Genomic DNA, 25879 nt, shown 5'->3' with positions numbered 1-25879 from the left:
GCCATGCATGTCATGCGCCTGAGTGGACTGGTCCGGCCAAGGACTATCCGAATGAAGAGAGAATGGGATGAGTGCCGTGGCAGAGACTGTGAACACGCCGAATGACGGGCAGAAAAGTTTCCGGCTGCATGATCGCCCGGTCACGGCCCGGCCAATCGAGCCGGCGCTCTATCTGGTGGCAACCCCGATCGGCAACCTCTCCGACATCACGCTGCGGGCTTTGGAAGTGCTGGCCGGGGCCGATGTTCTGGCCTGCGAGGATACCCGCGTCACCCGTGTTCTTCTGGACCGCTATGGTATCACCACCCGTCCCTATGCCTATCACGAATATAATGCCGAAGAGGTCGGACCGAAGCTGATCGAGGCGCTTGCGTCAGGCAAATCCGTGGCGCTGGTTTCCGATGCGGGGACACCGCTGGTCTCCGATCCGGGATATCGGCTGGCGAAGCTTGCCATTGAGGCGGGGCTGCGGGTCGTGCCTTTGCCGGGGCCGTCGGCGCCGCTTGCAGCACTGGTCGGCTCCGGCCTGCCCAATGATGCCTTCCTGTTTGCGGGTTTCCTGCCCACCAAGGACAAGGCCCGCCGCGACCGGCTTGCGCAATGGGCGGCAACACCGGCCACGCTGATCTTCTTTGAATCGCCGCATCGCATCGGTGCGACTCTTGCCGCAGCTGCCGAGGTATTGGGCGCCGAGCGCAGCGCCTGCGTCTGCCGCGAACTGACGAAGACATTCGAGGAATTCCGACGCGGCACTCTGGCAGAATTATCCGACTGGTATGATGACGAACGCCAGGTCAAAGGTGAGGTCGTGCTGGTGGTCGGGCCGCCGCTTCCCTCTGGTCCCCCGGATGCCGCCGATGTGGACCGGTTGCTGGTACAGCTCGCGCAAACCCTGCCGACGGCGGGGGCGGCTACTGAGGCCGCCCGCCAGACCGGCCTGCCGCGCAAGGATCTCTATCAGCGCCTGCTGGAGTTGAAGGCCGGGTGAGGGTTCAGGACAAAAGGCCGAAAGACCCATCCGGCGCAGCGCGCAAGCGAGCCGAGCGGCGTGGCCGTTGGTCGGAATATCTGGCGGCTGCCTATCTGCTGTCGAAGGGGTACCGGATCGTCGCCTTGCGTTACAAAACCCGCTCAGGTGAAATCGACCTTATCGTTCGGCGCGGCGATCTGGTCGTGCTGGTTGAGGTCAAGGCGCGTGCCACGCAGCAATCGGCCGTCGATGCTGTGAGTTTTGAGAGCCAGCGCCGCATTCGCGCTGCCGGAGATCTCTGGCTGTGCCGTCAGCCGGATGCCAGCCGCCTGTCGATCCGCTGCGACATTGTCGCGGTCTTGCCCTGGCGCTGGCCCAGGCACTTTTCTGGTGCTTTTTGATAATCCACTACCCCAGAGTATACCGAGTATTTATAGTAAGCATTTACATTGGATATTTTGGCAGGAATTCATTTTCACTGCCAATATGACTGTGCTGTCACAAAATATTCAATTCTCTGTCATCTTGGCTCACTAAGGGCATGCTCACCCCAGATTGGCGGAGAGGATCTACCATGTTCAAGAAGCTTTCGATGGCGGCGCTGGCCGTGACCGTATCGACCACATCATCATTTGCCGCAACCAACATCAGCTGGTGGCACGGCATGGGTGGCCGCAACGGCGAAGTCATCAATGAATTGTCGCAGAAGTTCAACGCTGCCCAGAGCGAATGCGTTCTGACGCCGGTGTCGAAGGGCTCCTACGAAGAAGCGCTGGCGGCTGGCATCGCGGCATTCCGTTCGCATGATCAGCCAAACATTCTTCAGGTGTTCGATGCCGGTTCTGCGACGATCATCAATGCCAAGGGTGCCACTATTCCAGCAGAAGATCTGCTGTTGAAGGCCGGTTACAAGTTTGACCGCAGTGCTTTCATCGAAGGTGTGCGCTACTTCTACGCCGATAAGACCGGCAAGTTCGTCGGCATGCCGTTCAACTCCTCGGCGCCTATTCTCTATATCAACACAGAAGCCCTGAAAAAGGCTGGCGTTGAAGCGCCAAAGACCTGGGAAGAGTTTGAAGCCATTGCCCCAAAGCTGAAGGCTGCCGGTTATATTCCGCTGGTTCAGTCGCAGTTGACCTGGGAATTCACCGAGAATTTCTTCTCGCGCAACAACATCCAGTTTGCTTCGAACAACAATGGGTATGATGGTCTTGCAGGGACCACCATCAACGTGACCGATCCAAACCACGTGATGATGTATGACAAGTTGAAGGCCTGGAAGGACGAGGGTTACTTCGCCTATTACGGCGCAGGCTGGAACGACAACCAGAAGCCTTTTGAAGAGGGTAAGGTTGCGCTTTGGGTTGGCTCTTCCGGCTCGTTCGGTGGCTTGCAGAAGACCGCCTCCATGCCGTTTTCGGCAACCTTCCTGCCCTACTGGGGCTCGATCAAGGGTGCGGGCGTGCATAGCTTCATCGGCGGCGCTGCCCTTTATGCCATGTCCGGCAAGACGGAAGCTGAAAACAAGTGCACAGCCGCTTTCTTCAACTTCCTGACTCAGCCTGAAATCCAGAAATTCTACCATCAGGCCACCGGTTATGTTGCCATCACCACGGCGGCTTACGAGTTGGCCAAGAAGGAAGGCTATTACGAAAAGGCTCCTGTTGCCGAAGTGGGCATCAAGCAGCTTCAGCTTCCAGGCGGCGAATGGGACAAGGGCTATCGCCTTGGTTTCTACCCACAGATCCGCTCTGTGATGGAACGCGAATACAACAAGATCTTCTCTGGTGAAACCACGCCAAAGGCTGCGATGGAAACCATCAAGAAGGAAGCTGACGAAATCCTGGCACGCTTTGCCAAGACCGCAGGCTGAACCCTGACAATTGAGATCTGATCTCTCCCGGAGGCGATCTATCGCCTCCGGGACTTGCTTTGAAAGGTTGCCGCGATGAAGCGCGTTCAGTTCAACTCGCGATTTCTGCCTTATGTCTTTTTGGCTCCGCAATTGTGCATTGTGGCGATCTTCTTCTATTGGCCGGCGGTGCAGGCCATTCAGTCGTCCTTCTATATTGAGGACCCGTTCGGCTTTGGCTCAACCTTCGTGGGGCTGGCCAATTATATCGATATGTTCAGCTCGTCTGAATATCGCAAAATCGCGCTGTTTACGCTGTGCTTCAGCGTGGTGGTGACGTTTTTGGTGCTGTCCATCGGAACCGTGCTCGCCGTCAAGGCTGATGCTGTGATCCGCGGACAATCGGCCTACAAGACCCTGCTGATCGTTGTCTACGCCATCGCGCCGCCTGTGGCTGGCCTGATCGGCATGATGTTCTTTGATCAGCACATCGGTCCCTTCGTGAAATTCGTCGCCCTGTTTGGCTGGGACATGAAGGTGGGTCTGAACTATTTTGACACCGCCTTTGCCATGGTGACAATCGCGGTCTGGAACCAGATTCCCTACAATTTCATCTTCATTCTCTCAGGCCTTCAGGGCATTCCGGCCTCGGTGCGCGAAGCCGCCACGCTGGATTGCCGCTCCGGCACGCGCCGGTTCTGGACCGTGACCATGCCGCTTTTGACGCCGACCGCGTTTTTCCTGCTGGTGGTCAACATGACCTATTCGCTGTTCGATACGTTTGGTGTGATTGACGTGATCGTCAAGGATAAGCCCGCCGATAACCCGATCACCTTGGTTTACAAGGTTTATACCGATGGCTTCCGGAGCAATGACATCGGCTCTTCTTCCGCGCAGTCGGTGATCCTGATGGTCGTCGTGCTGGTTTTGACAATGATCCAGTTCCGCTTCATCGAGCGGCGCGTCCATTACGGTTGAGGAGAAGACCATGTATAAAACCAAACTCTTCGACCATGTGATCTTGCTGCTCGGTGTTCTTGTGATGCTCGGCCCGCTGGTTGTGGCCTTCACCACCTCATCGCATACGGCAGCCGAAATCCACCAAAAGGGCCTGATGCTCTCCATGGGCGGACATCTTGGCGAGACCTATAACAAGGTGCTGTTTGCCCAGACCGGCTTTAACGGCAAGGTCACGGGTCTCAGCATGCTGCTCAATTCGCTGATCCTCGGCCTTGGCTTTGCCATCGGCAAGATCGTGCTGTCGATGATGGCAGCCTATGCGATTGTCTATTTCCGCTTCCGCTTTGCCACGCTGGCCTTCTGGATCATCTTCACCACGCTGCTGTTGCCGCTGGAAGTGCGCATCATGCCGTCCTACAAGGTGGCGAGTGATCTGGGGCTTTTGAATTCCTATACCGGCCTGATCCTGCCGCTGCTGGCGTCTGCCACCGGCACTTTCTTTTTCCGGCAATTCTTTAAATCCGTGCCGGAAGAGCTGTTGGAAGCGGCCCGTATCGACGGTGCCGGTCCATTCAAGTTCCTGATTGATATTTTGATCCCGCTGTCGCGCACGATGATTGCGGCGGTGTTCATCATCATGTTCGTCTATGGTTGGAACCAGTATCTCTGGCCCATGCTGATGACCACGGATGAGAGCTTTTACACACTGATGCGCGGTATCAAGCAGATCCTTCAGGTCTGGGTGGGTGCGCAAATTCCCGATTATAACGAAGCCTTTGCCATGGCCGTGCTCGCTATTCTGCCCCCTGTCATCATCGTGGTGGTGTTCCAGAGCTGGTTCATCAAGGGCCTCACCGAAACCGACAAGTAAAGGACAGTCCAATGGCTTCCATCGATATCAATCAGGTCTCCAAGATCTATGACGGCGGTGTGCGTGCTGTGAACAGCGTGGACATCCAGATCAACGACGGCGAATTCATCGTGCTGGTTGGCCCCTCCGGCTGCGGCAAATCCACGCTTTTGCGCATGGTGGCCGGGCTGGAAAGCATTTCAGAAGGCGTGGTGCGCATTGGTGATCGCGCCGTTAATCAGGTTGAACCGGCAGACCGCGACATCGCCATGGTGTTCCAGAATTACGCGCTCTACCCGCATATGACGGTGCGGCAGAACCTGGCCTATGGCCTGAAAAACCGCAAAACCCCTAAGGACGAGATTGAGGCCCGCGTGGCCGAGGCCGCCCGGATGCTGGAACTGCAACCCTATCTGGACCGCAAGCCCAAGGCATTGTCCGGTGGCCAGCGCCAGCGCGTTGCCATGGGCCGTGCCATCGTGCGCAAGCCGGCCGTTTTCCTGTTTGACGAGCCGCTGTCCAATCTCGATGCCAAGCTGCGCGTCTCCATGCGCGTCGAGATCCGCAAGCTCCAACGCCGGCTTGGCACGACATCGATCTATGTCACGCACGACCAGCTGGAAGCGATGACGCTGGCCGACCGGCTGGTGGTGCTGAACGGTGGCCGGATCGAGCAGATCGGTACGCCGCTTGAAGTTTATCACGCGCCTGCCTCGACCTTTGTCGCCAGCTTCATCGGCTCGCCAGCCATGAACCTGATTACCGGCCGCCTGGACGGCAATCGTCTGTCGCTTTGGCCGGTCAGCTTCACCTTTGAGGGCGAGACCGATTATCGCGGCGAAGTCACGATCGGCCTTCGGGCGGAGGATCTGACGGTTGCAGCCCCTGGTCAGCCCTATGTGCCATTCCGTGTCGATTATGTGGAAGAATTGGGGGCTGTCCGCCTCGTGCATGGTTTTGTCGGCGATCAGGCTCTTTGCGCCTCGCTGCCGGTTTCGACTGTGCTGTCAAACGAGATGCGGCTGGGGGTCGATCCACAGAAATTCCACTTCTTCGACCGGGAAGGCCGCCGCCTTGCTCTGCCCTTTGCCACCGCACAGATGACCTTCGGGGCTCAGGCTGAGACGGTAGAGGCCTGAAAAGCCGGTCGGCTCACGCCATTGCCAGCGAGAGCCGATTGTCACGTTTCCCTTCACCGCTTTCTTGGGCAAACGCTAAAATGCATGTGACTGGATTAACCCGAATTTGATAGGGTTCCCATAAAATTCGGGGACATCATGGGGGACATCGATGCCAGTCAAGCTTTTGTTTGCAGCCATGGCCGGGGCAGCCATGGCTTTGCCACGGTTTAGAGCGGAAGACACGCCACCGCTGGTGGCCGCCAATGCCGATCATTTGAGCCTGCAACCAGCGCCAATCAATCCGGACTGGGTTCTTGAGGGCGATCCGCAGGCCCGGCTGGCCAATCACTCACAAAGTCCTGATGAAGCAAGTTCGACAGCCGTCTGGGATTGTACCGCCGGTAGTTTCCGCTGGTATTTCGGCTGGGACGAGACCGTGGTGATCCAGGAGGGCGAAGTGCATGTGACCGCGCAGGATGGCACCGAGCGGTTGCTGAAGACCGGTGACATCGCCTATTTCAAGGGTGGGACCTGGGCCACCTGGCGCATCGAGACCTATGTGCGCAAGATCGCATTTCTGCGTAAACCTTTTCCGGAGCCAATCGCGACGCTTTACCGACTTCGAAATGCCCTGCGGAGCGGATCGCGCGCCCCGATTTGAGCGGTTGAAAATTTGGCCTCTGCCGGACGTTGCGTTCGTGGTCGCCGCGTCCTAAATCTTCCTCCAAATGCAACGCGAGAAAGATTATGGCCCAGATCCGCAATGTCGCCGTCCAGATGGACCATGTATCCTCCATCAATATTTCAGGGGATTCCACCTTCGCCATGAGCCTGGAGGCTCAAGCGCGGGGCTATAAGCTGTTCCACTATACGCCCGACCGGCTGACCATGCGCGATGGCCGCGTCTATGCGACGGTTGAGCCGATGGAACTGCGGGATGTGAAGGGCGATCACTTCACCCTCGGCAGCCCGGAGCGCGTCGATCTGTCGACGATGGATGTGGTGCTGCTGCGCCAGGACCCGCCATTCGACATGGCTTATATCACCGCCACGCATATGCTGGAACGCATTCATCCGAAGACGCTTGTTGTCAACGATCCGGCCTGGGTGCGCAATTCGCCGGAAAAGATCTTCGTCACCGAATATGCCGACCTGATGCCGCCAACGCTGATCACCCGCGACCCGGCGGAAATTGCCGCTTTCCGGGCCGAACAGGGCGATATTATCCTGAAGCCGCTCTACGGCAATGGTGGGGCAGGGGTGTTCCATTCCACCCGTGACGACCGCAATTTCTCCTCGCTGATGGAAATGTTCGGCCAGATGTTCCGCGAACCCTTTATCGCCCAGGGCTATTTGCCTGCCGTGCGCAAGGGCGACAAGCGGATCATCCTGGTGGACGGTGAACCCGTCGGCGCGATTAACCGGGTGCCTGCCGAGCATGATGCGCGCTCCAACATGCATGCGGGAGGCAAGCCGGAACCAACGGAACTGACGACTCGCGAGCGTGAAATCTGCGCCCGGATCGGGCCTGCGCTGCGCGAACGCGGCTTCCTGCTGGTCGGCATTGACGTGATCGGCGATTATATGACCGAGATCAACGTCACTTCGCCAACCGGTATCCGCGAGGTGAAGAATTTCGGCGGTGCCGATATCGCCAGCCTGCTCTGGAACGCCATCGAGAAAAAGCGGTCCTGATCCGCTCAATAATAGATCGGAGAGTGTTTTCTGCGCCCCGCCACGTTGGGTTTGATAAAACCTTTGATGTTGCGGGGTGCCATAAGCGTTCCCCTTTGTTCTGAAAGCGCAACCAAATACAACCATTTTGCCCTCGAAACGGGTCTTTGTTCATTTATTGTTCTTGTCGTCCTTTGTTTTTCATGCAAAACTATGGTTGCAGGAAATTGCAGCTTGCCCGCTTCGGGCTTTGCTCGATGACTTGATTTAAAAAATTGATTTTAAACGCATTTTCTCTTTTTCGTCCGGCGAAATCCATGAAATTGCGTAGGGGCAGATGGACCGCTGCTGGCAAGGGGGCTGGGATATGGTTGCACGGGTGGGCACGGTTGCGTTTCAGGGAATAGATGGCGTACCCGTTGATGTGCAGGTCATGGTCGCACCCGGCAAGATCGGCGTGCAGATTGTCGGCCTGCCGGACAAGGCGGTGGCCGAAAGCCGGGAACGGGTTCAGGCGGCCCTGCATGCTTCTGGACTGGCGCTGCCGCCCAAGCGGGTCACCATCAATCTGGCGCCTGCGGATCTGCCCAAGGAAGGGTCGCATTTCGATCTGGCCATCGCCCTTGGCCTGATGGCGGCGCTGGGCGCCATTCCCGCCGATGTGCTGGGCGATTATCTTGTGGTTGGTGAGTTGAACCTGGATGGCACGATTGCTGCCGTTGCCGGTGCTTTGCCAGCGGCCATGGCAGCCAATGCGCTTGGCAAAGGGCTGATCTGCCCGGCGGATAGCGGCCCGGAGGCAGCCTGGGCGGGCTCAGACATGGATATTCTCGCCCCCCGCAGTCTGATCGCTTTGGCCAATCATTTTCGTGGCACCCAGGTTCTGACGCGCCCGAACCCGGCCAGCCGGGCGCTGCCGGGCAACCTGCCTGACCTCGCCGATATTCGCGGTCAGGAAAGCGCCAAGCGGGCGTTGGAAGTGGCCGCTGCCGGGGGCCACAACCTGCTGATGGTCGGCCCGCCGGGATCGGGGAAATCCATGCTGGCGGCCCGCCTGCCGTCCATCCTGCCGGTGTTGTCGGCACCGGAGCTTCTGGATGTTTCGATGATCCATTCCATGGCTGGGCAATTGGCCGGTGGCAAATTGTCAGACCGCAGACCATTTCGCACGCCGCATCATTCCGCCACCATGGCGGCGCTGGTCGGCGGCGGCTTGCGCGCCCGGCCGGGCGAGGCCTCGCTTGCCCATAACGGTGTGTTATTTCTTGACGAATTTCCGGAATTTTCGCCGCAGGTGCTGGATGCCCTGCGCCAACCGCTGGAAAGTGGCGAATGCGTCATCGCTCGCGCCAATCACCGCGTTACCTATCCGGCCAGTTTCCAGTTGATTGCCGCGATGAACCCTTGCCGTTGCGGCATGGCGGGTGAGCCGGGCCATACCTGCGCACGCGGCATTCGCTGCCTGACCGAATATCAGGGCCGGATCTCCGGGCCGCTGCTGGACCGGATCGATATTCGCATCGATGTCCCCGCTGTCTCGGCCATGGACCTGATCAAGCCGATGGCCGCGGAAAAAAGCGCCGATGTCGCTCGCCGCGTCGCGGTGGCGCGACAGCGGCAAACGGAACGGTTTATCGAGGCAGGCGTGCCTGAGATCCGCATGAATGCGCGGTGCTCTACGGCGCTGATCGAAAAGCTGGCCGCACCGGATGCTGCTGGCTTGCAGTTATTGCGGGATGCGGCGGAGAAGTTCAAGTTTTCGGCGCGCGCCTATCATCGGGTGTTAAAAGTGGCGAGGACCTTGGCCGATCTGGATGGCTCGGAGGCGCTTGGCCGGATTCATCTAGCCGAGGCGATTTCCTATCGTATTCCCTCGGAACGCCTGACGGCTGCTGCATAACGAAACAGGACTGCACCTGCTGCTGTAGCCCTCAAACTGCTAACAAAGGCTGCATTTATCCTCGACGTCATGCTCGGCCTTGTGCCGAGCATCTACTGCATAATTCTTTAAGCCGGAATCGGTTTAAAGAGAAAATGATGCAGCAGATATAAACAGCGACAGCGAACCTTTGTGCGCCATATAGGACGCACGGCGCTGTAAGCGCGTCAATTGAAGTAACAACGTCAATGGCTTATTCAGCCACAACAGATCCTCGGGGCAAGCCCGAGGATTACGAAATGCCGAGATCGAGGTTTGCCAATAAATTGAGGGCTACACCTGTTGCTGTAGCCCTCGTCTTCATTGCTTGATGCTCGCCAATCGTATGGATCAGCGCATTGACTGCGATTATTCGCCAAGGCCTGCAAACAGTGCCGTCGAGAGATAGCGTTCGGCAAAGGAAGGAATGATCACCACGATGGTCTTTCCGGCATTCTCCGGGCGCTGTCCAACCTTGATGGCGGCGGTGAGGGCGGCACCTGAGGAAATGCCGACTGGCACCCCTTCCAGCCGGGCGACCAGCCGGGCCAGTTCAAATGCTTCGTCATTGGTGACGGTGACAACTTCGTCGTAGATCCCGGTATCGAGGATCTTCGGGGCGAAACCAGCGCCGATGCCCTGGATCTTGTGGGGGCCGGGATTGCCACCCGACAGAACCGGGCTGTCGGCAGGTTCCACGGCGATCACCTGAACAGACGGTTTCTTGGCTTTCAGCACCTGGCCGGTGCCGGTAATTGTGCCGCCAGTGCCGATGCCGGAAACGAAAATGTCTACTTCGCCATTGGTGTCGTTCCAGATCTCTTCCGCGGTGGTCTTGCGGTGGATTTCCGGATTGGCCGGGTTTTCAAACTGCTGCGGGATGATGGCGTCGGGAATGGTCGCGGCCAGTTCCTCGGCCTTGGCAATCGCGCCCTTCATGCCTTTCGGCCCTTCGGTCAACACCAGTTCTGCGCCCAACAGCGCCAGCATCTTGCGACGCTCGATGGACATGGTTTCCGGCATGGTCAGGATCAGGCGATAGCCTTTGGCAGCAGCGGCAAAGGCCAGCGCAATGCCGGTATTGCCGGAGGTCGGCTCGACCAGAACGGTCTTGCCAGGTGTGATCGTCCCCTGGGTTTCCAGGCTCTCGATCATCGCCACACCGATGCGGTCCTTGACGGAGGCAATCGGGTTGAAGAATTCCAGCTTGGCCAGAAGATGCGCCTTGACGCCCTTTTCCTTCGCCAGCTTGTCCAGCCGCACGATGGGCGTATCGCCGATGGTCTCGGTGATCGAGCCATAGATGCGGCCACGGCCAGGCTTCTTTGCTTCAGACATGTGTGATCCTCCAGAATAACGCGCTTTGCAGCGACAATAGGATCAAATCACCCAAGCGACCAGAACCCTTTGCCTATCGCCGTGGTTCCGGGGAGAAAAAACCCGCTGCAAAACCAGCGAAAACAAATGTTTATTTCACGCCGCCTTTGTGGCGATATAGGCGGCGGTTCCGGCCAGGATGCTGGCGGCGGCCCGGTTGAGCAGTTTCAACGCGGAGGGCTGCTTCAGCAGCAGCCGCGCCTTGGCAGCCAGAAGAATATAGGGAATGAGCACGGCCATCAGCACCACGAATGTCGTGCCGACCAATAGCCCGTAATCCGCCGGGCCAATGGCCTCGAGCGGAATGAGGGTCGGCACCAGGGCGACGTAGAACAGCATGGTCTTCGGGTTGCCGAGCGTCACGAACAGGCCGGACAGGAAGGATGCCATCACGCCCGCAGTTTTGCGCGCCTCGATATTCTGCGGCAAAAGCCCTGCCGTCCAGAGCTTCCAGGCGATATAGGCCAGGTAGAGCGTGCCTGCGAATTTGATAATCAGGAACGGCGTCACGAAGGTCTGGGCAATATAGGCAAGGCCCAGAATGACGGCGGTCAGATAGCAGAGATCACCCAGAATCAGGCCCAGCCCCATGAAAAAGGTTGGGCGAAAACCGGAGCCGAGCGCCCGCGCCACAATCGCCGTCATGCCAGGGCCGGGAATGGCGGCGGCAATGAACAGGGCTCCGGCATAGGCAAGCAGGCTGGCAAGTGTCATGGTGCATCTCCTTCAACGCCGTATTGCTAATCCGCCCGGCTGCAACTTGCAACGGTGACACGATTGAAATTGCCTGATGGGATGCTTTCTGCTTTTTCTGATTTTACAGCACGTCACCAAGGACACGCCATGCCCACGACGACTTCACTTCTTGCCTTTGCCCTGATTTGCCTTGGCATGGCGCTGACACCCGGCCCGAATATGGTCTATCTTGTGTCTCGCTCCATCTGTCAGGGGCCGATGGCCGGACTGGTCTCGCTCGGCGGTGTTGCCTTTGGCTTCCTGATCTACATGCTGATGTCGGTGCTGGGGATTACGGTGTTGCTGATGGCCGTGCCCTATGCCTATGAGGCGTTGAAACTGGCCGGTGCAGCCTATCTCGCTTATCTGGCCTGGCAGGCGGTCAGGCCGGGCGGTCGTTCGCCGTTTCAGGTGCGCGACCTGCCCAAGGACAGCCCGAGACGGCTGTTTGCCATGGGCCTCGTGACCAATCTCCTCAATCCGAAGGTGGCCGTTCTCTATCTGTCGTTGCTTCCGCAATTCATCGATCCGGCCAATGGCAGCGTTTTCATGCAATCGCTGTTTCTCGGCCTCACCCAGATCGCCATCGGCACCACGATCAATGGGATGATCGCGCTGATGGCTGGCTCCATCGCCCTGTTTCTCAGCCGCCGCCCGCTATGGATCATGGTGCAGCGCTGGTTGATGGGGACGGTACTGGCCGTGCTGGCGGTGAGGATGGCGACACAGGCGCAGCGGTGAGGTATCATACCCCCGTCGAGCCAAATCCGCCCGTACCCCGCACCGTATCCGATGTTTCTGTTATCTCAATCATCTGCGCCTGCGTTACCGGCGCAATCACCATCTGGGCCACGCGCATGCCACGAGTGATGGTGAAATCCTCGTCTCCAAGATTGATCAGCAGCACTTTTACTTCTCCGCGGTAATCGCTGTCGATGGTGCCGGGGGTGTTGAGGCAGGTGATGCCGTTTTTGAAGGCGAGGCCGGAGCGGGGGCGGATCTGCGCTTCGAAACCTTGGGGGATTTCCATAATCAGCCCGGTTGGCACCAGAGCGCGTTTTCCGGGGGCAAGGGTCAGCGGCTCGGCCTCGGTTACGGCTGCGCGCAGGTCCATGCCAGCCGCACCCGCCGTCTCATAGGCGGGCAATTCCAGCCCTTCACCATGGGATAGACGCTTGAGATGAAGGCGTGGCGCGGACGTATCGTGCATGGGGGTATCCTTTGTTTGTCGGGGTCAATTGCATATTGAACGCCAAAACGCTAGATAACCGGCCAGTTAAAAGGAATTCCTCACATGGCCGAAACGCTCGCAGAGGCGGTCTCCCGCCGCCGCACCTTCGCTATTATCGCTCACCCGGATGCTGGTAAAACCACGCTGACCGAAAAGCTGCTGCTGTTCGGCGGCGCGATCCAGCTGGCCGGTGAGGTGAAAGCCAAGAAAGACCGGATACAGACCCGTTCGGACTGGATGAAGATCGAGCGTGAGCGCGGCATTTCCGTCGTCACCTCGGTGATGACCTTCGAATATGAGGGCAATGTCTTCAATATTCTCGATACGCCCGGCCATGAAGATTTCGCCGACGATACGTATCGCACGCTGACGGCGGTGGATGCTGCCGTCATGGTCATCGATGCTGCCAAGGGTATCGAGCCGCGCACGCTGAAATTGTTCGAAGTCTGCCGGATGCGCGATATTCCGATCATCACCTTCGTCAACAAGATGGACCGTGAAAGCCGGGATATTTTCGAGGTTCTGGATGAAGTAGAAGAAAAGCTGGCGCTGGACACCGCCCCGATTACCTGGCCGGTCGGTCGTTCGAAAAGCTTCTGCGGCTCCTATAATCTGGTCGATAACACCTTCCGTGGTTCCGATAAGCAGGTCGAGGCTTTGCCGGTCAATAGCCCGAAGAATGTCGCGGAAAACCTGCCGGAAAACGAGCGTCAGACCTTTATCGACGAGCTGGAGCTGGCGCAGGAAGCCTGCCGCCCCTTCGACCGGCAGGCCTTTCTGGAAGGCCATATGACGCCTGTGTTCTTCGGTTCGGCGCTCCGAAATTTTGGCGTGCGCGACCTGATCAATGCGCTGGGCGATTTCGCCCCGCCGCCACGTGACCAGATGGCCGATATCCGCAAGGTGCATGCGGCGGAAGACAAGATGACCGCCTTCGTCTTCAAGATCCAGGCCAATATGGACCCCAATCACCGCGACCGCATCGCCTTTGCGCGGATCTGCTCTGGCAAGCTGGAGCGCGGCATGAAGGCGCGGCTGGCGCGTACCGGCAAGCTGATGGGCCTGACGGCGCCGCAATTCTTCTTTGCTTCGCAGCGGCAATTGGCCGATACCGCCTTTGCTGGTGACGTGGTGGGCATTCCCAACCACGGCACGCTGCGCATCGGCGATACGCTGACCGAAGGTGAAGCGCTGGTGTTTCAGGGTGTGCCGAACTTTTCGCCGGAAATCCTGCGCCGCGTGCGGCTCGAAGATGCGATGAAGGCCAAGAAGCTGAAGGAAGCCTTGCAGCAAATGGCCGAAGAGGGCGTCGTGCAGCTGTTTTCGCCGGAAGACGGTTCGCCCGCCATTGTCGGCGTGGTCGGGGCCTTGCAGCTCGATGTGCTGAAGGAACGGCTTTCGGGTGAATATACCCTGCCGGTGTCGTTTGAAATGTCGCGCTTTTCCGTCTGCCGCTGGATTTCGTCAGATCAACCCGGCGAACTCGACAAGTTCATGACGGCGCGGCGCGGTGACATCTGCCGGGATCTGGACGGCGACCCGGTGTTCATGGCGCAGGATGCGTTTTCGCTGCGCTATGAGGCAGAACGTTATCCGGCGATCAAGATGGTGGCGATCAAGGAATATCACGTCGCCAAGGCGGCATGATCATTGTTGAAAAGCTTGAGACCGCATCACGATTGAAAGATCGTGATGCGGTCTCAGACTGTTTTTACGCCGCTTCGGCGGACTTTTCCCTCGGCATTTCCATCAGATCCGAGAGGAACGTGTCACACCAATGGTTGACATCGTTGACCAGCAGATGGTCCATCATGCCTTTCCAGCGTTGCTGACGCTCGGCAAGCGGCATATCGAGGGCGCGGGCAATGGCCTGGGCTGTGCCTTCCGTATCGTATGGATTGACCAGCAAGGCCCCCTTCAATTCGCGGGCCGCCCCGGCAAAGCGTGACAGGACGAGAACGCCGGGATCATCGGGGTCCTGGGCGGCAACATATTCCTTGGCAACCAGGTTCATGCCGTCACGCATCGGCGTCACCAGCCCGACCTTGGCCAGCCGATAGAGCCCAGCCAGCACCGGACGTGCCACCGAGCGGGTCATATAGCGGATCGGCACCCAATCCACCGTGCCCAGCGCGCCATTCACGCGCCCGGCCTGTTCGGCCACGGTGCGCTGCATGGCCTCATATTCCGGCACTTCAGAGCGGGATTTCGGGGTGATCTGCAAATAGGTGACTTTGCCCTGATAGTTCGGATTGGCATTGATGAAATGCTCATAGGCATCCAGCCGCTGGGTCAGGCCCTTGGAATAATCCAGCCGGTCTACGCCGATTACCAATGCCTTGCCTTCAATGCTTTGCGCAGCGCGCTTCACCATGACGTTTCGCACGGCGCGACGCGCATAGGCGGCAAAGGCCGCTGTCTCAATGCCAATCGGATAATGGCCCGCCTTGAACGTCCGATCATGGGATTTGATCTTGTTGCCCGCGATCGCCTCGCCAATCCCCTCGCGTACAAGAGCTCCGACGAAATTGGCATGGTCGAAATCAGTCTGGAAGCCGACCAGATCGTAATGGGCCAGACTTTCGATCAGTGTTTCATAGACCGGCATGGCAAACAGCACATCGGCGGGCGGAAGCGGGATGTGCAGGAAGAAACCGATCCGGTTCTTCACCCCCATCTGCCGCAATTCCTTGGCCAGCGGGATCAGGTGATAATCCTGGACCCAGATCGTATCGTCAGGCTTCAGCAGCGGCACGAGCCGCTCGGCGAAAAACCGGTTAACCCGGAAATAGCCGGTCATGTCCTTGCGGGCATAATCGGTCAGGTCAAGGCGGTAGTGAAACGTTGGCCACAGCACGCGGTTGGCAAAGCCGTGATAATATTCATCGACATCGCGGTCGGTTAGATCCGTCAGGGCGTAAGTGATCTTGCCATCCTCGATCATCGCAAGCTCACCGGCTTCTTCCTCGCCGCTGGAGACGCCCGACCAGCCCATCCAGATGCCGCCCTTGTCCTCAAGGGCAGCCCGCAACGCGACGGCCAAACCTCCCGCCGGCGCCTTATTGGTCTTGTCGGGTACGGGAACACGGTTGGAAACCACAACAAGTCTGCTCATATCATTATCCTTCTTATCGTTGTTCAGCTTTAGCGGGCGAATCTGGCCAGCGTGTCACGCAGGAGCTGCGGGCTCGCCAGAGACTGGCTGGCCACGCTTCCTTCGAGATCGCCGACGCGGATCGACAGGCCGCCCAAGCGGTTGACGCATTCAAACATTGCCTCGTCAGTCACGTCGTCACCAATGGCGATGGCAACCCGGTCGGTGAAGGGCGGCTCGGCCAGATAGGACTGCAAGGCCCGGCCTTTGTCGGCGCTGTCGGGGCGGATTTCGACGACCATCTTGCCGCGTTGCAGCTCATAGCCGGGACCCGCTGCCTGAAAGGCCTCCACTATCGCTTTTTCCACCACGTCGGCGCAGGCGGGCGCTTGGCGATAGTGAACGGCGATGGCGGCACCCTTGTCCTCGACCAGCACGCCCGGCCAGGCCTGTTCGAGCTTTGGAAGGCCTTGCTTAACCGCTAGGAAAGCCGCACTTGGCTCACTGCGGATCACCGTGCCTTTAACCGTACGCCGCTCGGTGCCGTGCAATCCGGCAATCGGGAAGTGCTTTGGCGCAAACAGCCGGTCAGCGTAGGCCAAGGCCCGCCCGGTCACGAGAGCAAGTGCCCCGCCCATGCGTCCTGACAGGGCGGCCAGATCGTCTGCCAGACCAACCGGCACACGGATTCCATCCGGGCTCTCGGCAAGATCCAGCAAGGTACCATCAATATCGAGAAACAATGCGTAGCGGTGAGGCTCGGCCTGAAGAAGATCAAACAGCAGCGCTGCTGCGTCTTTTTGTTCGGTTCGAGCTGGCGATCGCTTGATTGCCGATTGCTGGTTTTCCATATCCCGCCTCGTTTCACACGACCTGTTGACGCCAGGATAACGACGGGTGTCCAGTTTGGTTCCCGCAAAATGCAGGTAATTGCGCAATGCAGCATAATTGGCGGGACCGTGACAGGAGCATGGAAAACTGCGATAGATCTGCCCCGCCGCCCACCTTTTCCATCAACAGGAGCCGAGGTGTTGGAGACTATTGACTTCGACGAGGACGATCATGACCGTTCAAACAAACGATGAAACGCCTCTGCCTCGCATCGCCAATGTCTTGTCGATTGCCGGTTCCGATCCGTCTGGCGGAGCGGGTATTCAGGCGGACCTGAAGGTATTTTCGGCTTTGGGTGTCTATGGCATGGCGGCGCTGACGGCGCTGACGGCCCAGAATACCCAAGGGGTGGCAGCTGTCGAATTGCTGGATCCCATGTTCGTTGCAAGACAGGTTGAGACGGTTTTTGCCGATATCCGGGTCGATGCGGTGAAAATCGGCATGCTGGCCAATGCCGATATCGTCGGCGCGGTGGCCGCTGTGCTGGCCGGACACACGGCAGTGCCGGTTATTCTTGACCCGGTCATGGTTGCCAAGGGCGGGGCCGCGCTGCTGGATGACAAGGCGGTTGGCGCGCTGGTCGGGCAGCTCTTGCCGCGGGTCCGCCTGATCACCCCCAACCTGCCGGAGGCTGCCGCACTTCTGCGTGTGGCCGAGGCCGTGGAGCGCGACGGCATGGAGGCACAGGCCAGGGCCTTGTTGGGACTGGGTGCCAAGGCGGTGCTTTTGAAGGGTGGGCATTTGCCCGGTAACGAGAGCCCCGATCTGCTGGTCACGCCAACGCTGACCCTGTGGCTGGAAGGCAAAAGGATTGCCACCGCCAACACTCATGGTACCGGTTGCTCGCTGTCCAGCGCGATTGCCGCCGAGCTTGCTAAGGCCATGAACCAAGGGACGAAGGACAGTGGAACAGACGATGCTTTGGCAAAAGCGGTCACGGTGGCAAAGGCCTGGCTGGCTGGCGCAGTCCGGTCCGCCGGACAATTGAGCGTTGGTTCCGGCCACGGACCCGTTCATCATTTTTACCAGACATGGCCGAAGTAGCCGACAGAATGTTATTCCGTCTCTGACCCTGGGAGGGCGCCGATGCTGTCAAGCCAGAGGACGGAGGACCGGCGCCAGCTTTGATGTTTTGGCAGCAGGGCGTCCCGTTGGTTGATGCTACCCCAGCGGATGCCCCAGGTATCGGCATCCGTGCCTTCGCCTGATGTCAGCACGGGCGTGCCGCAGTCCGGGCAGAAGAACTGATAGCGCATGCGACCATTGTCGCCGTATTTCACATAGGATTTCGGTGGACTTCCCGTTAGATGCAGTTTGTCGCGCGGGGTTGAAACCGTGACCCGGAATGGTGAACCTGTCAGGCGTTGGCAATCGGTGCAATGGCAAATGCCGACATTCTCAGGGTCGATTTCGGCACGATAGGTCACATTGCCACAATGGCACTGTCCATCAATCTGCATGTTCTGAGCCTCCCGCGACGCATTCTAGGGGACTATAATGCATAAGGCTCAGCTTTCGATCCCCATGGCCTTTTCAAAATCCAGCCAACTGCGGTCCATGGCATAGGCCTTGGTGACATAGGGGATGCCAACATGGCCATAGATCACCGGCCAGAGTTGTTGCTCTGCTGTGTCCTCCTGCACCCCGGCGATCTGTTGCAGGTAGAGCACGGAGGCGAGACCGCTGCGGTCTGCACCGCCCTCGCAATGGATAAGGATGGGCTTTGGTGCGGATTTCAGCAGAGCGACCAGTTGCTCGGCCTTGTCGATGGTCAGGCCCTTGCCAGCCGACATGCGAAAATCGATGTGGTCGATACCAAGTTCCCGGGCGGTTGCGACTTCCTGCGCATACCAGGGGGAAGGGGAGGGGCCGCGAAGATTGACGATGGTCTTGATGCCGTAGCGCCCGGCATAGTCCTTGATATCGGCGGCACTCGGTTGGGCGGAGCGATAGAATTCGCCTGGAATGACCTCGTGGAAATTGCCTGTCAGGCGGAGATAGCCAAGGTAAGCGCCGCAGGACAGCAGACCGGTCAGGCAGGCAAGGGCGGTGTAGCGGACGGCTTTCGCCAGCAGGATGGACATGGGCTCACACAGGGTCGGATCAAATAACCATCCACCCTGTAAAAGCCGAACCTGACATCGAACTGAAAGACGCGACCACCTGCCGCGTCCTATCATCACAGTGTCGTCAATACGCAGTGATCAATGATCGGCCTTGATGAAGGTGCCGTTCTTCAATTCGCGCATGGCCTCCATCAGCTCTTCCCGGCTGTTCATGACGATCGGTCCATGCCAGGCCACTGGCTCCTTGATCGGCTTGCCGGTCACCAGCAGGAAGCGGATACCCTTTTCACCAGCCTGAACGGTGATTTCGTCGCCGGTATCAAAGACCACCAGCGTGCGATTGCCGGAGAGGTCACGGATATTCAGTTCTTCGCCCTGAAATTCTTTCTCGACTTTGACACCGAACGGCTTGGAGGCATCGCGGAACGAGCCGGAGCCCGCGAAAATATAGGCAAAGGCCGACCGATAGGTATCGACAGGAAAACGCTTGGTCTTGCCGGGTGGAACGGAGATATCGAGATAAACAGGCTCTGCGGCAATGCCATCGACCGGGCCGGATTTGCCCCAGAAATCGCCGCTGATCACCCGCACCGCCGTGCCATCGTCATCGACCACGACAGGAATGTCGGCAGATTTGATGTCCTGATAGCGCGGTGCGGTCATTTTCAGCGAGGAGGGCAGGTTGGCCCAGAGCTGGAAGCCGTGCATCTTGCCGGAAAAATCGCCCTTCGGCATTTCCTGATGCATGATGCCGCTACCTGCCGTCATCCACTGAAGGTCGCCTGCGCCAAGCTGGCCATGATTGCCGAGGCTGTCGCCATGGTCCACCGTTCCGGCCAGAACATAGGTGATGGTTTCAATGCCGCGATGCGGATGCCAGGGAAAGCCGCGGATATAATCCTGCGGATCATCATTGCGAAAATCGTCCATCATCAGGAACGGATCAGTCATCGAGGGATCGCCGAAGCCGAAGACGCGGTGCAGCTTGACACCGGCCCCTTCCATGGTGGGCGTGGCGCGACTTTCGTGTTTGACGGGGCGAATGGACATCGGTCTGGCTCCTTTCGAGCGGAATATGATTTGCAGCCAATATAAGGCTTTTCAAACGCAGGCGAAGGGCATCAAGCGCAACGCAGTGTTCACAGAAGCAGTTCTTCACGGAAACCCATCCGATCTTCACAAAACACAATGCCGCACTGCAAAATGTGATTACTGCTTTCGTCACGAATCTGACATGAAGAAAGCCGAGCTTTACGCTTCATTATACACCTTCCTTCAAGATTGGCTTTGCCGGGACAAATGAGGACCGGTCTTGCCGGAGCATGAATGCCATGTGTCGTTGGGCAGCCTATCGGGGAGAACCGCTCTTTATCGAGGAGTTGGTATCGTCACCCGCCCATTCGCTGATCGAGCAATCCGTCTGCGCCACCCGCGCCAAGACATCCACCAACGCGGACGGTTTTGGCCTTGCCTGGTACGGTGACCGGCCGGAGCCGGGCCGTTTTCGCGATGTTCTGCCTGCCTGGTCGGACTGTAACCTGAAAAGCATTGCCCGGCAGATCCGCTCGCCGCTGTTTCTGGCGCATGTGCGCGCCGCAACCCATGGCGCGACCCGGCGCGACAATTGCCACCCGTTTGTGTATGGCAACTGGTCTTTCATGCATAACGGCCAGATCGATCATTTCGACCGTATCCGCCGCGCCATGGAAAGCATGCTGGACGACGAATATTTCAACGCCCGCACCGGCTCGACCGATTCCGAACTGCTGTTTTTGCTGGCCATGCAATTCGGCATGAAGCATCGCCCGATTGCGGCGATGGCTGAGGCCATCGGTTTTGCCGAAAGGCTGAGCGCAGAGATCATTGGCACGACCCGGGTGCGTTTCACCGCCGCCTTCTCTGATGGCGAGGCGCTGTATGCGGTGCGCTATTCCACCGACGCCTTTGCCCCGACGCTGTATGCCGGGCCGATGGGGAGTAAGGGCGGGCATTGCCTGGTGTCCGAACCGCTCAACGATGACACGGAAACCTGGGTAGAGATCCCGCCTGGCAGCGCCGTGATCCTCAATGATGAGGGTCTGAATGTCATGGGTTTTGAGCCGGAAATCGGCGGCGCGCCTGCTCGGGTGACGGAAATGGCGGTTTAGGAAAACGACCGGACATTACAGACAATCAGTCCATACATAATGACGCGAACTGTTGCTTTTCTCGTGCCCTCTCAATCTTCGTCGTACGCGTCTCGTTTCATTGATAGCCTTGTTGAGATTAAACCCATTTTTAATACGGCTACTTGACCTCAGCCATAAGCTCCGGGTGCTTGTCGAGGATCGTCAACAACTTCACAAGGGAAACGGGCGGTTTCGCACGTCCGCGTTCATAGCGTGAAAACGCATTGTCACCACCGCCGAAGACGCGACCCGCCTCTTTTTGGTCGAGATCGAGCTTTTTACGGACTTTGGCGATGAAATCCGGATCGATACCGGCTTCTTCATTAACCTGTCGCTTGAAAGCGCGGATTTTGGTGGCGTACTCATCGCCGTTCAGGCGATCTAAGATAACTTCGTTGCAGGCATGGCAGAAATCGCCCTCAATGCCTTTGATTGTTATCGTTTTGCCTTTGTAGGTGTAGGGAATCTCCCGCGTTTCATGGGTCAGTTCTGCGCCGCCGCATACAGGGCATTTCATCGTCACTTCTCCTTGAACGATACGATCAATAGTCCATTGGTGATGGTCAATTTGATATAGGCTTGCGTTTCATCATCGATGAATGGCCTGTATACGTCTTGCCATATCGTATGATCCTTGTGCGTTGTCATGGATTTATAAAAATCTTTGACAGTCAGCCTTTTGATGACCGCACACATCGCAGCAAGCGTTTCGATCCCTAACTCATCAGCCCCGTCATACGCACTCATCGTTGCCCGAACTGTGTTGGCATCAATGCACGCGCCAACGTCTTCCAATGGGTAATGCGCTATCTTCTTTTCTGTCATTATTAAATACACCTCTTAGGCTAATTTGGCAATTAGGTTAAAAATATTTTCGAAGTTGATTTCTAAATGATTGGTACTGCCTTTATCAAACGGCTCAATCGTTCCGCTTCTCCATCGGTTAGATCAAGGAGACGGTTGATGATGACATCAAAATCGACGCGCAGCGTGATTGTGGCTCGCTTTGATAGATAGAAGATGGCCTATCCTAATTATTGGACATCGTGAATCCCGCGGCATATTGAGAAGTATACGCCACTGGAATGAGCATCATGGCAGAGACAGTCGAGACAGAGACCCCGCACCATCATCCCGGCATTGCCGAATTGTTTACCGGGTTTCTTGGGCTCGGCCTGATGGGGTTTGGCGGTGTGTTGCCGATGGCACGGCGGATGATGGTGGAGGACCGGCGCTGGCTCTCCCCTGGCGAATTCATGGATCTGCTTGGCCTCTGCCAGTTCCTGCCGGGTGGCAATATCATCAATATGTCGGTGGCGGTTGGGTTGAAGTTCCAGGGCTGGAGGGGTGCGCTGGCCGCCGCCTTCGGCCTGATTGCCGCACCGACGGCCATCGTTATCTGTCTCGGTTATATTTACGACCGTTACCGCGACAATCCGCAGGTCGAGCATCTGTTTGCGGGTCTGGCGGCGGCGGCTTCTGGCCTGCTGATCTCGCTGGCCTGGAAAGTCCTGCAACCGCTGAAACACAAGCTGTGGGCGCTGGCCATCGTTGCCCTGTGCTTCGTTGCCATTGCGGTTTTCCGCTTGCCGCTTTTCGCCACCATGTTGGTTCTGGCGCCGGTCTCCATTGTTCTGAGCTGGAAATTGTCGAAATGATTGCCACCCTGATTTCTCTTGCGCTGATTTTTACGGAATTGTCGCTGATCGCCTTTGGTGGCGGCAATGCCATCCTGCCGGAAATGCAGCGCCGGGTGGTGGAGGTTCAGCATTGGATGAGCGCCAGCGAATTCAGCGCGCTGTTTGCGCTGGCCCAGGCGGCTCCGGGGCCGAATATGATGGTGGTGCCGCTGGTCGGCTGGCATGTGGCGGGCTTTGCCGGGGTGGTCGTCACGTCCATCGCCAAATTCGGTCCGTCCTCGCTGATCACTGCCGGTGCCGTCACCCTCTGGGAGCGCTTCAAGGACCGGCCCTGGCGGCGCATCGTCCAGGCCGGGCTTGCGCCGATGACGGCAGGCCTCGTCACCTCCAGCGCCGCTGTTATCACCAAGGCCTCGGCAACCAGCCCAATTCTCATTGGCATTGCAGCTGGCTGTGCGGTGCTGACCGCCATGACCAAGGTTCACCCGCTGATCGCGCTCGGCAGCGGTGCGCTGATCGGCCTGATCTTTATTTAGGGAGATTTGACGCCGAGCATCCCCGCAATGGTCTCTGCAAGCCGCTCGGCAACGGCATCCTTGTCCATATCCGGCCAGTCCTCGGTGCGATCCTTGTAAATCAGGGTTACGCGATTTCGGTCCCCACCCATAATGCCGGTCTGCGGTGAAACGTCGTTGGCAACGATCAGGTCAGCGCCTTTGCGCTCCAGTTTGGCACGGCCATTGTCGGCGATATCGCGGGTTTCCGCCGCAAAGCCGATCACCAGTGCCGGGCGTTTTTCATGGTGTCCGACCGTCTTCAGAATGTCCGGATTTTCGGTCAGTGCCAGCATCGGAGCGGCATTGCCTGGCTGTTTCTTGATCTTGTGCTCTGATGCCATCTCGACCCGCCAGTCGGCCACAGCCGCGACCATCACGGCGATATCGGCGGGCAGGTGTGTGAGTACGGCGTCCCGCATCTCCTCGGCCCGCTCCACATGGATCGTTTTAACGCCTTTGGGGTCGGCAAGGCTGACCGGGCCGGATACCAGCGTCACCTCGGCACCCAGCCGGGCAAGCGCGCTGGCAATGGCATGGCCCTGCTTGCCGGAGGATCGGTTGGCGATATAGCGCACCGGATCGATCGGCTCATGGGTCGGGCCGGAGGTGACAATGGCCTTTTTGCCCGCCAACGGCTTGAAGGAGGCGTCAAGACAGGCTTCGACCTTGGTAACGATCTCCAGCGGCTCGGCCATGCGGCCAAGACCGGCTTCCCCACTTTCGGCCATTTCGCCGGCCATTGGCCCGATGAATTGGATGCCATCGGCCTTGAGCTGTGCGACATTGCGCAGGGTGGCGGGATGCGCCCACATTTTCGGGTTCATGGCCGGTGCGATCAGCACGGGCCGGTCGGCGGCAAGCAGCACCGCCGAGGCCAGGTCATCAGCCAGCCCGTGCGCCATTTTCGCCATCAGGTCGGCGGTCACGGGCGCAACGAGGATCAGGTCGCACTCACGCGCCAGCCGGATATGGCCGACATCCTGTTCGTCCTCGCGGGAAAACAGGTCGGTATAGACATGGGAGGCCGAGAGCGCGCCGACCGCGAGCGGCGTAATGAATTCCTGTGCGGCCCGCGTCATGATCGGGCGCACCGAGGCACCTCGCTCGCGCAGCCGCCGGATCAGTTCCAGGCTTTTATAGGCGGCAATGCCGCCGCTGATGATCAGGAGAATACGCTTATCCGTCAGCGTCATGAAAAGCCTGCCATGAAATTATCGGTGCGAACCGGACATTACCGCATAAGCGCCTGAAAGGAGAAACGATAAGATACGGAATCGATCCAATCCTCTATCGGGCTAGGTCTATCGGCACGCAGGCAATCGTTCCCGCCGCGATCTCCTGGTAGAAGAGCCCTTCGCCCAGCGTTGCGGCCATGGATTTGATGATCCGGCTGCCGAGGCCAGTGCCCTTCGGGGCAGCGCCAGGACTGATGCCGATGCCGTCATCCTCCACCGTCAACAGCGCATGGCCGGGCTGCGCATGACACAGCCGCACGCGGATTTCGCCGTCCTTACGGTCGGGATAGGCATATTTGATCGCATTGGTCACCAGTTCGGTGACGATCATGCCGATGGAGACGGCGCGGTCAGCGGTGAGAGAAATCGGCTCGGCATCGACTGTCAGGGTGATCGGCTTGTCGGGATTGGCAAGCGAACCGCCGATTTCCCGTACCAGATTGGCGATATAAATGTCCATATCGACCCGGCTGACATCGTCTGACGTGTAGAGGCTGCGATGCATGCCGGCAATGGCGGTAATGCGAGCCTGGGTCTCTGTCAGCTCGGCCTTGACCTCATCGCTGCGGGCATTGGCGATCTGAAGCCGCAGTAGGCTTGCCACCAATGCCAGACTGTTGGCAACGCGGTGGTTGACCTCGCTGAGCAGCGCTTCCGCCCTTTCCTTGGCAAGGCGGATTTCCTCGTCCGCTTTGACCTTGGCTTCGCGCAGCCGGGCATTTTCGACCGATTGTCGGATGGCGCTTTCCAGCAGCGACAGGAAATCCTCGCTGGTCGTCTTGATGACGTAATCGGAGGCGCCTGCCTTGATCGCGTCTATGGCGATACGGGCTTCGTTGGAACCGGTCACATAGACCACCGGCGTCATGATATGCCGTCCACGCAAATGCGCCAGCACATCGTGACCGGTCATATTGCTGAGATAATGATCGAGAACAATAACGTCGAAGTTTTCAGACGCCAGAAAGCCCAGCGCCCGCTCCAGATCTTCGGCATGGGTGACGGAATGTCCGTTGCGCCCGAGTGCTTTCTGCACCAGTCGCACGATGGCCGGGTCGTCATCGAGATAAAGAATTCGGACATTCATGGGGCGGTCGGCTCGTTACGGAATCTGCATCACGGAAAAGAACAGCCCGAGCTGACGAATGGCATTGGCGAAATTGTCATAATCCACCGGTTTGGTGATGTAGACATTCGCACCAAGATCGTAGCAGCGCTGAATTTCCCGTTGATCATCCGTTGTGGTGAGAATGACGACCGGCAGCCGACGTGTGTGCTGATTGGTCTTAACTTGTTCGAGTATATCGGTGCCCGACATATCCGGCAAGTTAAGATCGAGTAAAATTAGCAGGTATCGATCTGCCGAGGTTTCGCCGGAACGGTCCGTACCCAGGATATAATCCAGCGCGTCGGTGCCATTGGTAAACGGCACGATCTCATTGTTGACCCCGGCCCGGCGGACATTTTTTTCGATCAGGCGTGCATGTCCCTCGTCGTCTTCGACCATGACGATGGTCACTTCCTTGGCCACTGCTTTCAT

28 protein-coding genes are annotated in these 25879 nt (G+C 58.3%); 15 read left to right on the top strand and 13 right to left on the bottom strand.

What is annotated here, in order from left to right:
* The first annotated feature begins 67 nt into the window (after positions 1–67).
* From rsmI to IEI95_RS24705, 9 genes are all read left to right on the top strand, one after another.
* Positions 68–988, top strand: coding sequence for a 16S rRNA (cytidine(1402)-2'-O)-methyltransferase (rsmI, locus tag IEI95_RS24745; protein WP_156537848.1), 921 nt, complete (start codon positions 68–70; stop codon positions 986–988).
* Complete coding sequence (locus IEI95_RS24740; protein WP_194417134.1) at positions 985–1371, top strand: YraN family protein; 387 nt, start codon at positions 985–987, stop codon at positions 1369–1371. Before rsmI ends, IEI95_RS24740 begins: the two co-directional genes overlap by 4 nt.
* Before the next feature lie 173 nt (positions 1372–1544).
* Entirely contained in the window at positions 1545–2843 is a 1299-nt protein-coding gene (locus IEI95_RS24735; RefSeq protein ID WP_156536336.1) for an extracellular solute-binding protein, read from the top strand.
* A 75-nt stretch (positions 2844–2918) separates the two neighbouring features.
* The gene (locus tag IEI95_RS24730; RefSeq protein ID WP_156536337.1) at positions 2919–3800 is read left to right on the top strand and encodes an ABC transporter permease subunit; all 882 of its coding nucleotides are present in this window, start codon (positions 2919–2921) and stop codon (positions 3798–3800) included.
* A gap of 10 nt (positions 3801–3810) precedes the next feature.
* On the top strand, positions 3811–4653 hold the full coding sequence (gene ugpE, locus IEI95_RS24725; RefSeq protein WP_012654770.1) for a sn-glycerol-3-phosphate ABC transporter permease UgpE: 843 nt from the start codon (positions 3811–3813) through the stop codon (positions 4651–4653).
* Between the two features lie 11 nt (positions 4654–4664).
* Positions 4665–5771 carry a sn-glycerol-3-phosphate import ATP-binding protein UgpC gene (locus IEI95_RS24720; RefSeq protein ID WP_087727080.1) on the top strand — a complete coding sequence of 369 codons (1107 nt, stop codon included), beginning with the start codon at positions 4665–4667 and terminating at the stop codon, positions 5769–5771.
* A gap of 151 nt (positions 5772–5922) precedes the next feature.
* Positions 5923–6414, top strand: a complete 492-nt coding sequence (locus tag IEI95_RS24715) for a cupin domain-containing protein (protein WP_156531299.1) — start codon at positions 5923–5925, stop codon at positions 6412–6414.
* An 86-nt stretch (positions 6415–6500) separates the two neighbouring features.
* Positions 6501–7448: a glutathione synthase gene (gshB, locus tag IEI95_RS24710; RefSeq protein WP_156531300.1), complete on the top strand. Its 948-nt coding sequence runs from the start codon at positions 6501–6503 to the stop codon at positions 7446–7448.
* 346 nt (positions 7449–7794) lie between these two features.
* Complete coding sequence (locus tag IEI95_RS24705) at positions 7795–9327, top strand: YifB family Mg chelatase-like AAA ATPase (RefSeq protein WP_194417133.1); 1533 nt, start codon at positions 7795–7797, stop codon at positions 9325–9327.
* 387 nt (positions 9328–9714) lie between these two features.
* On the opposite strand, the gene cysK is transcribed toward IEI95_RS24705, so the two are convergent.
* Both cysK and IEI95_RS24695 read right to left on the bottom strand, forming a co-directional pair.
* Complete coding sequence (gene cysK / locus IEI95_RS24700) at positions 9715–10683, bottom strand: cysteine synthase A (protein ID WP_012654775.1); 969 nt, start codon at positions 10681–10683, stop codon at positions 9715–9717.
* A gap of 135 nt (positions 10684–10818) precedes the next feature.
* Positions 10819–11436, bottom strand: coding sequence for a LysE family translocator (locus tag IEI95_RS24695; RefSeq protein WP_156531301.1), 618 nt, complete (start codon positions 11434–11436; stop codon positions 10819–10821).
* A 129-nt stretch (positions 11437–11565) separates the two neighbouring features.
* On the opposite strand from IEI95_RS24695, the gene IEI95_RS24690 reads away from it, so the two are divergent.
* Entirely contained in the window at positions 11566–12198 is a 633-nt protein-coding gene (locus IEI95_RS24690; protein ID WP_156531302.1) for a LysE family translocator, read from the top strand.
* 4 nt (positions 12199–12202) lie between these two features.
* Here the strand turns inward: IEI95_RS24690 and dut are convergent, their stop codons facing one another.
* Positions 12203–12667, bottom strand: a complete 465-nt coding sequence (gene dut / locus IEI95_RS24685; RefSeq protein WP_194417132.1) for a dUTP diphosphatase — start codon at positions 12665–12667, stop codon at positions 12203–12205.
* 84 nt (positions 12668–12751) lie between these two features.
* On the opposite strand from dut, the gene IEI95_RS24680 reads away from it, so the two are divergent.
* Positions 12752–14335: a peptide chain release factor 3 gene (locus IEI95_RS24680; protein WP_012654780.1), complete on the top strand. Its 1584-nt coding sequence runs from the start codon at positions 12752–12754 to the stop codon at positions 14333–14335.
* A gap of 64 nt (positions 14336–14399) precedes the next feature.
* Here the strand turns inward: IEI95_RS24680 and otsA are convergent, their stop codons facing one another.
* Both otsA and otsB read right to left on the bottom strand, forming a co-directional pair.
* Positions 14400–15803: an alpha,alpha-trehalose-phosphate synthase (UDP-forming) gene (gene otsA / locus IEI95_RS24675; protein WP_156549185.1), complete on the bottom strand. Its 1404-nt coding sequence runs from the start codon at positions 15801–15803 to the stop codon at positions 14400–14402.
* 29 nt (positions 15804–15832) lie between these two features.
* A complete protein-coding gene (gene otsB / locus IEI95_RS24670; protein ID WP_156537844.1) occupies positions 15833–16633 on the bottom strand; it encodes a trehalose-phosphatase in 801 nt (266 codons plus the stop codon).
* Between the two features lie 211 nt (positions 16634–16844).
* Here otsB and thiD point away from each other — a divergent pair, with 211 nt between their 5' ends.
* On the top strand, positions 16845–17717 hold the full coding sequence (thiD, locus tag IEI95_RS24665; protein ID WP_156531306.1) for a bifunctional hydroxymethylpyrimidine kinase/phosphomethylpyrimidine kinase: 873 nt from the start codon (positions 16845–16847) through the stop codon (positions 17715–17717).
* A gap of 11 nt (positions 17718–17728) precedes the next feature.
* On the opposite strand, the gene IEI95_RS24660 is transcribed toward thiD, so the two are convergent.
* The 3 genes from IEI95_RS24660 to IEI95_RS24650 form a co-directional block, all read right to left on the bottom strand.
* Positions 17729–18133 (bottom strand): GFA family protein, encoded by a 405-nt coding sequence (locus IEI95_RS24660; RefSeq protein ID WP_156531307.1) that lies wholly within the window; start codon positions 18131–18133, stop codon positions 17729–17731.
* A 48-nt stretch (positions 18134–18181) separates the two neighbouring features.
* Complete coding sequence (locus IEI95_RS24655; protein WP_087727088.1) at positions 18182–18757, bottom strand: dual specificity protein phosphatase family protein; 576 nt, start codon at positions 18755–18757, stop codon at positions 18182–18184.
* Between the two features lie 120 nt (positions 18758–18877).
* Positions 18878–19789: a pirin family protein gene (locus IEI95_RS24650; RefSeq protein ID WP_012654786.1), complete on the bottom strand. Its 912-nt coding sequence runs from the start codon at positions 19787–19789 to the stop codon at positions 18878–18880.
* 281 nt (positions 19790–20070) lie between these two features.
* On the opposite strand from IEI95_RS24650, the gene IEI95_RS24645 reads away from it, so the two are divergent.
* Positions 20071–20886 carry a class II glutamine amidotransferase gene (locus IEI95_RS24645; protein ID WP_156531308.1) on the top strand — a complete coding sequence of 272 codons (816 nt, stop codon included), beginning with the start codon at positions 20071–20073 and terminating at the stop codon, positions 20884–20886.
* A 139-nt stretch (positions 20887–21025) separates the two neighbouring features.
* On the opposite strand, the gene IEI95_RS24640 is transcribed toward IEI95_RS24645, so the two are convergent.
* Together IEI95_RS24640 and IEI95_RS24635 are read right to left on the bottom strand one after the other, a co-directional pair.
* Positions 21026–21424, bottom strand: a complete 399-nt coding sequence (locus IEI95_RS24640; protein WP_156531309.1) for a type II TA system antitoxin MqsA family protein — start codon at positions 21422–21424, stop codon at positions 21026–21028.
* 2 nt (positions 21425–21426) lie between these two features.
* Positions 21427–21732, bottom strand: coding sequence for a type II toxin-antitoxin system MqsR family toxin (locus tag IEI95_RS24635; protein WP_156531310.1), 306 nt, complete (start codon positions 21730–21732; stop codon positions 21427–21429).
* A 269-nt stretch (positions 21733–22001) separates the two neighbouring features.
* Between IEI95_RS24635 and IEI95_RS24630 the strand changes: the two genes are divergently transcribed.
* Together IEI95_RS24630 and IEI95_RS24625 are read left to right on the top strand one after the other, a co-directional pair.
* Entirely contained in the window at positions 22002–22565 is a 564-nt protein-coding gene (locus IEI95_RS24630; protein WP_194417131.1) for a chromate transporter, read from the top strand.
* On the top strand, positions 22562–23083 hold the full coding sequence (locus IEI95_RS24625; RefSeq protein ID WP_071202523.1) for a chromate transporter: 522 nt from the start codon (positions 22562–22564) through the stop codon (positions 23081–23083). The genes IEI95_RS24630 and IEI95_RS24625 overlap by 4 nt, the downstream gene beginning before the upstream one ends.
* Here the strand turns inward: IEI95_RS24625 and coaBC are convergent.
* From coaBC to IEI95_RS24610, 3 genes are all read right to left on the bottom strand, one after another.
* Positions 23080–24297 carry a bifunctional phosphopantothenoylcysteine decarboxylase/phosphopantothenate--cysteine ligase CoaBC gene (coaBC, locus tag IEI95_RS24620; protein ID WP_156531312.1) on the bottom strand — a complete coding sequence of 406 codons (1218 nt, stop codon included), beginning with the start codon at positions 24295–24297 and terminating at the stop codon, positions 23080–23082. The genes IEI95_RS24625 and coaBC overlap by 4 nt on opposite strands.
* A 94-nt stretch (positions 24298–24391) precedes the next feature.
* Positions 24392–25426, bottom strand: coding sequence for a sensor histidine kinase (locus tag IEI95_RS24615; RefSeq protein ID WP_012654792.1), 1035 nt, complete (start codon positions 25424–25426; stop codon positions 24392–24394).
* A 15-nt stretch (positions 25427–25441) separates the two neighbouring features.
* Entirely contained in the window at positions 25442–25879 is a 438-nt protein-coding gene (locus IEI95_RS24610) for a response regulator (RefSeq protein ID WP_012654793.1), read from the bottom strand.

The sequence above is a fragment of the Agrobacterium vitis genome, from assembly GCF_014926405.1.
Lineage (GTDB): Bacteria > Pseudomonadota > Alphaproteobacteria > Rhizobiales > Rhizobiaceae > Allorhizobium > Allorhizobium vitis_H.
Note: the sequence above shows the minus strand (reverse complement) of the source record. Positions and strands in the feature narration are given on the sequence as shown.

Excerpts from the sequence above, each read along its gene's own strand:
- IEI95_RS24720 (WP_087727080.1), top strand. The coding sequence starts at position 4,665 with ATGGCTTCCATCGATATCAATCAGGTCTCCAAGATCTATGACGGCGGT.
- IEI95_RS24635 (WP_156531310.1), bottom strand. The coding sequence starts at position 21,732 with ATGACAGAAAAGAAGATAGCGCATTACCCATTGGAAGACGTTGGCGCG.
- otsB (WP_156537844.1), bottom strand. The coding sequence starts at position 16,633 with ATGGAAAACCAGCAATCGGCAATCAAGCGATCGCCAGCTCGAACCGAA.
- IEI95_RS24680 (WP_012654780.1), top strand. The coding sequence starts at position 12,752 with ATGGCCGAAACGCTCGCAGAGGCGGTCTCCCGCCGCCGCACCTTCGCT.
- thiD (WP_156531306.1), top strand. The coding sequence starts at position 16,845 with ATGACCGTTCAAACAAACGATGAAACGCCTCTGCCTCGCATCGCCAAT.
- IEI95_RS24650 (WP_012654786.1), bottom strand. The coding sequence starts at position 19,789 with ATGTCCATTCGCCCCGTCAAACACGAAAGTCGCGCCACGCCCACCATG.
- IEI95_RS24705 (WP_194417133.1), top strand. The coding sequence starts at position 7,795 with ATGGTTGCACGGGTGGGCACGGTTGCGTTTCAGGGAATAGATGGCGTA.
- IEI95_RS24655 (WP_087727088.1), bottom strand. The coding sequence starts at position 18,757 with ATGTCCATCCTGCTGGCGAAAGCCGTCCGCTACACCGCCCTTGCCTGC.
- IEI95_RS24640 (WP_156531309.1), bottom strand. The coding sequence starts at position 21,424 with ATGAAATGCCCTGTATGCGGCGGCGCAGAACTGACCCATGAAACGCGG.
- IEI95_RS24660 (WP_156531307.1), bottom strand. The coding sequence starts at position 18,133 with ATGCAGATTGATGGACAGTGCCATTGTGGCAATGTGACCTATCGTGCC.
- gshB (WP_156531300.1), top strand. The coding sequence starts at position 6,501 with ATGGCCCAGATCCGCAATGTCGCCGTCCAGATGGACCATGTATCCTCC.
- IEI95_RS24735 (WP_156536336.1), top strand. The coding sequence starts at position 1,545 with ATGTTCAAGAAGCTTTCGATGGCGGCGCTGGCCGTGACCGTATCGACC.
- otsA (WP_156549185.1), bottom strand. The coding sequence starts at position 15,803 with ATGAGCAGACTTGTTGTGGTTTCCAACCGTGTTCCCGTACCCGACAAG.
- IEI95_RS24715 (WP_156531299.1), top strand. The coding sequence starts at position 5,923 with ATGCCAGTCAAGCTTTTGTTTGCAGCCATGGCCGGGGCAGCCATGGCT.
- IEI95_RS24625 (WP_071202523.1), top strand. The coding sequence starts at position 22,562 with ATGATTGCCACCCTGATTTCTCTTGCGCTGATTTTTACGGAATTGTCG.
- IEI95_RS24645 (WP_156531308.1), top strand. The coding sequence starts at position 20,071 with ATGTGTCGTTGGGCAGCCTATCGGGGAGAACCGCTCTTTATCGAGGAG.
- IEI95_RS24630 (WP_194417131.1), top strand. The coding sequence starts at position 22,002 with ATGGCAGAGACAGTCGAGACAGAGACCCCGCACCATCATCCCGGCATT.
- cysK (WP_012654775.1), bottom strand. The coding sequence starts at position 10,683 with ATGTCTGAAGCAAAGAAGCCTGGCCGTGGCCGCATCTATGGCTCGATC.
- rsmI (WP_156537848.1), top strand. The coding sequence starts at position 68 with ATGAGTGCCGTGGCAGAGACTGTGAACACGCCGAATGACGGGCAGAAA.
- IEI95_RS24690 (WP_156531302.1), top strand. The coding sequence starts at position 11,566 with ATGCCCACGACGACTTCACTTCTTGCCTTTGCCCTGATTTGCCTTGGC.
- ugpE (WP_012654770.1), top strand. The coding sequence starts at position 3,811 with ATGTATAAAACCAAACTCTTCGACCATGTGATCTTGCTGCTCGGTGTT.
- IEI95_RS24610 (WP_012654793.1), bottom strand. The coding sequence starts at position 25,879 with ATGAAAGCAGTGGCCAAGGAAGTGACCATCGTCATGGTCGAAGACGAC.
- IEI95_RS24695 (WP_156531301.1), bottom strand. The coding sequence starts at position 11,436 with ATGACACTTGCCAGCCTGCTTGCCTATGCCGGAGCCCTGTTCATTGCC.
- dut (WP_194417132.1), bottom strand. The coding sequence starts at position 12,667 with ATGCACGATACGTCCGCGCCACGCCTTCATCTCAAGCGTCTATCCCAT.
- IEI95_RS24615 (WP_012654792.1), bottom strand. The coding sequence starts at position 25,426 with ATGAATGTCCGAATTCTTTATCTCGATGACGACCCGGCCATCGTGCGA.
- IEI95_RS24730 (WP_156536337.1), top strand. The coding sequence starts at position 2,919 with ATGAAGCGCGTTCAGTTCAACTCGCGATTTCTGCCTTATGTCTTTTTG.
- coaBC (WP_156531312.1), bottom strand. The coding sequence starts at position 24,297 with ATGACGCTGACGGATAAGCGTATTCTCCTGATCATCAGCGGCGGCATT.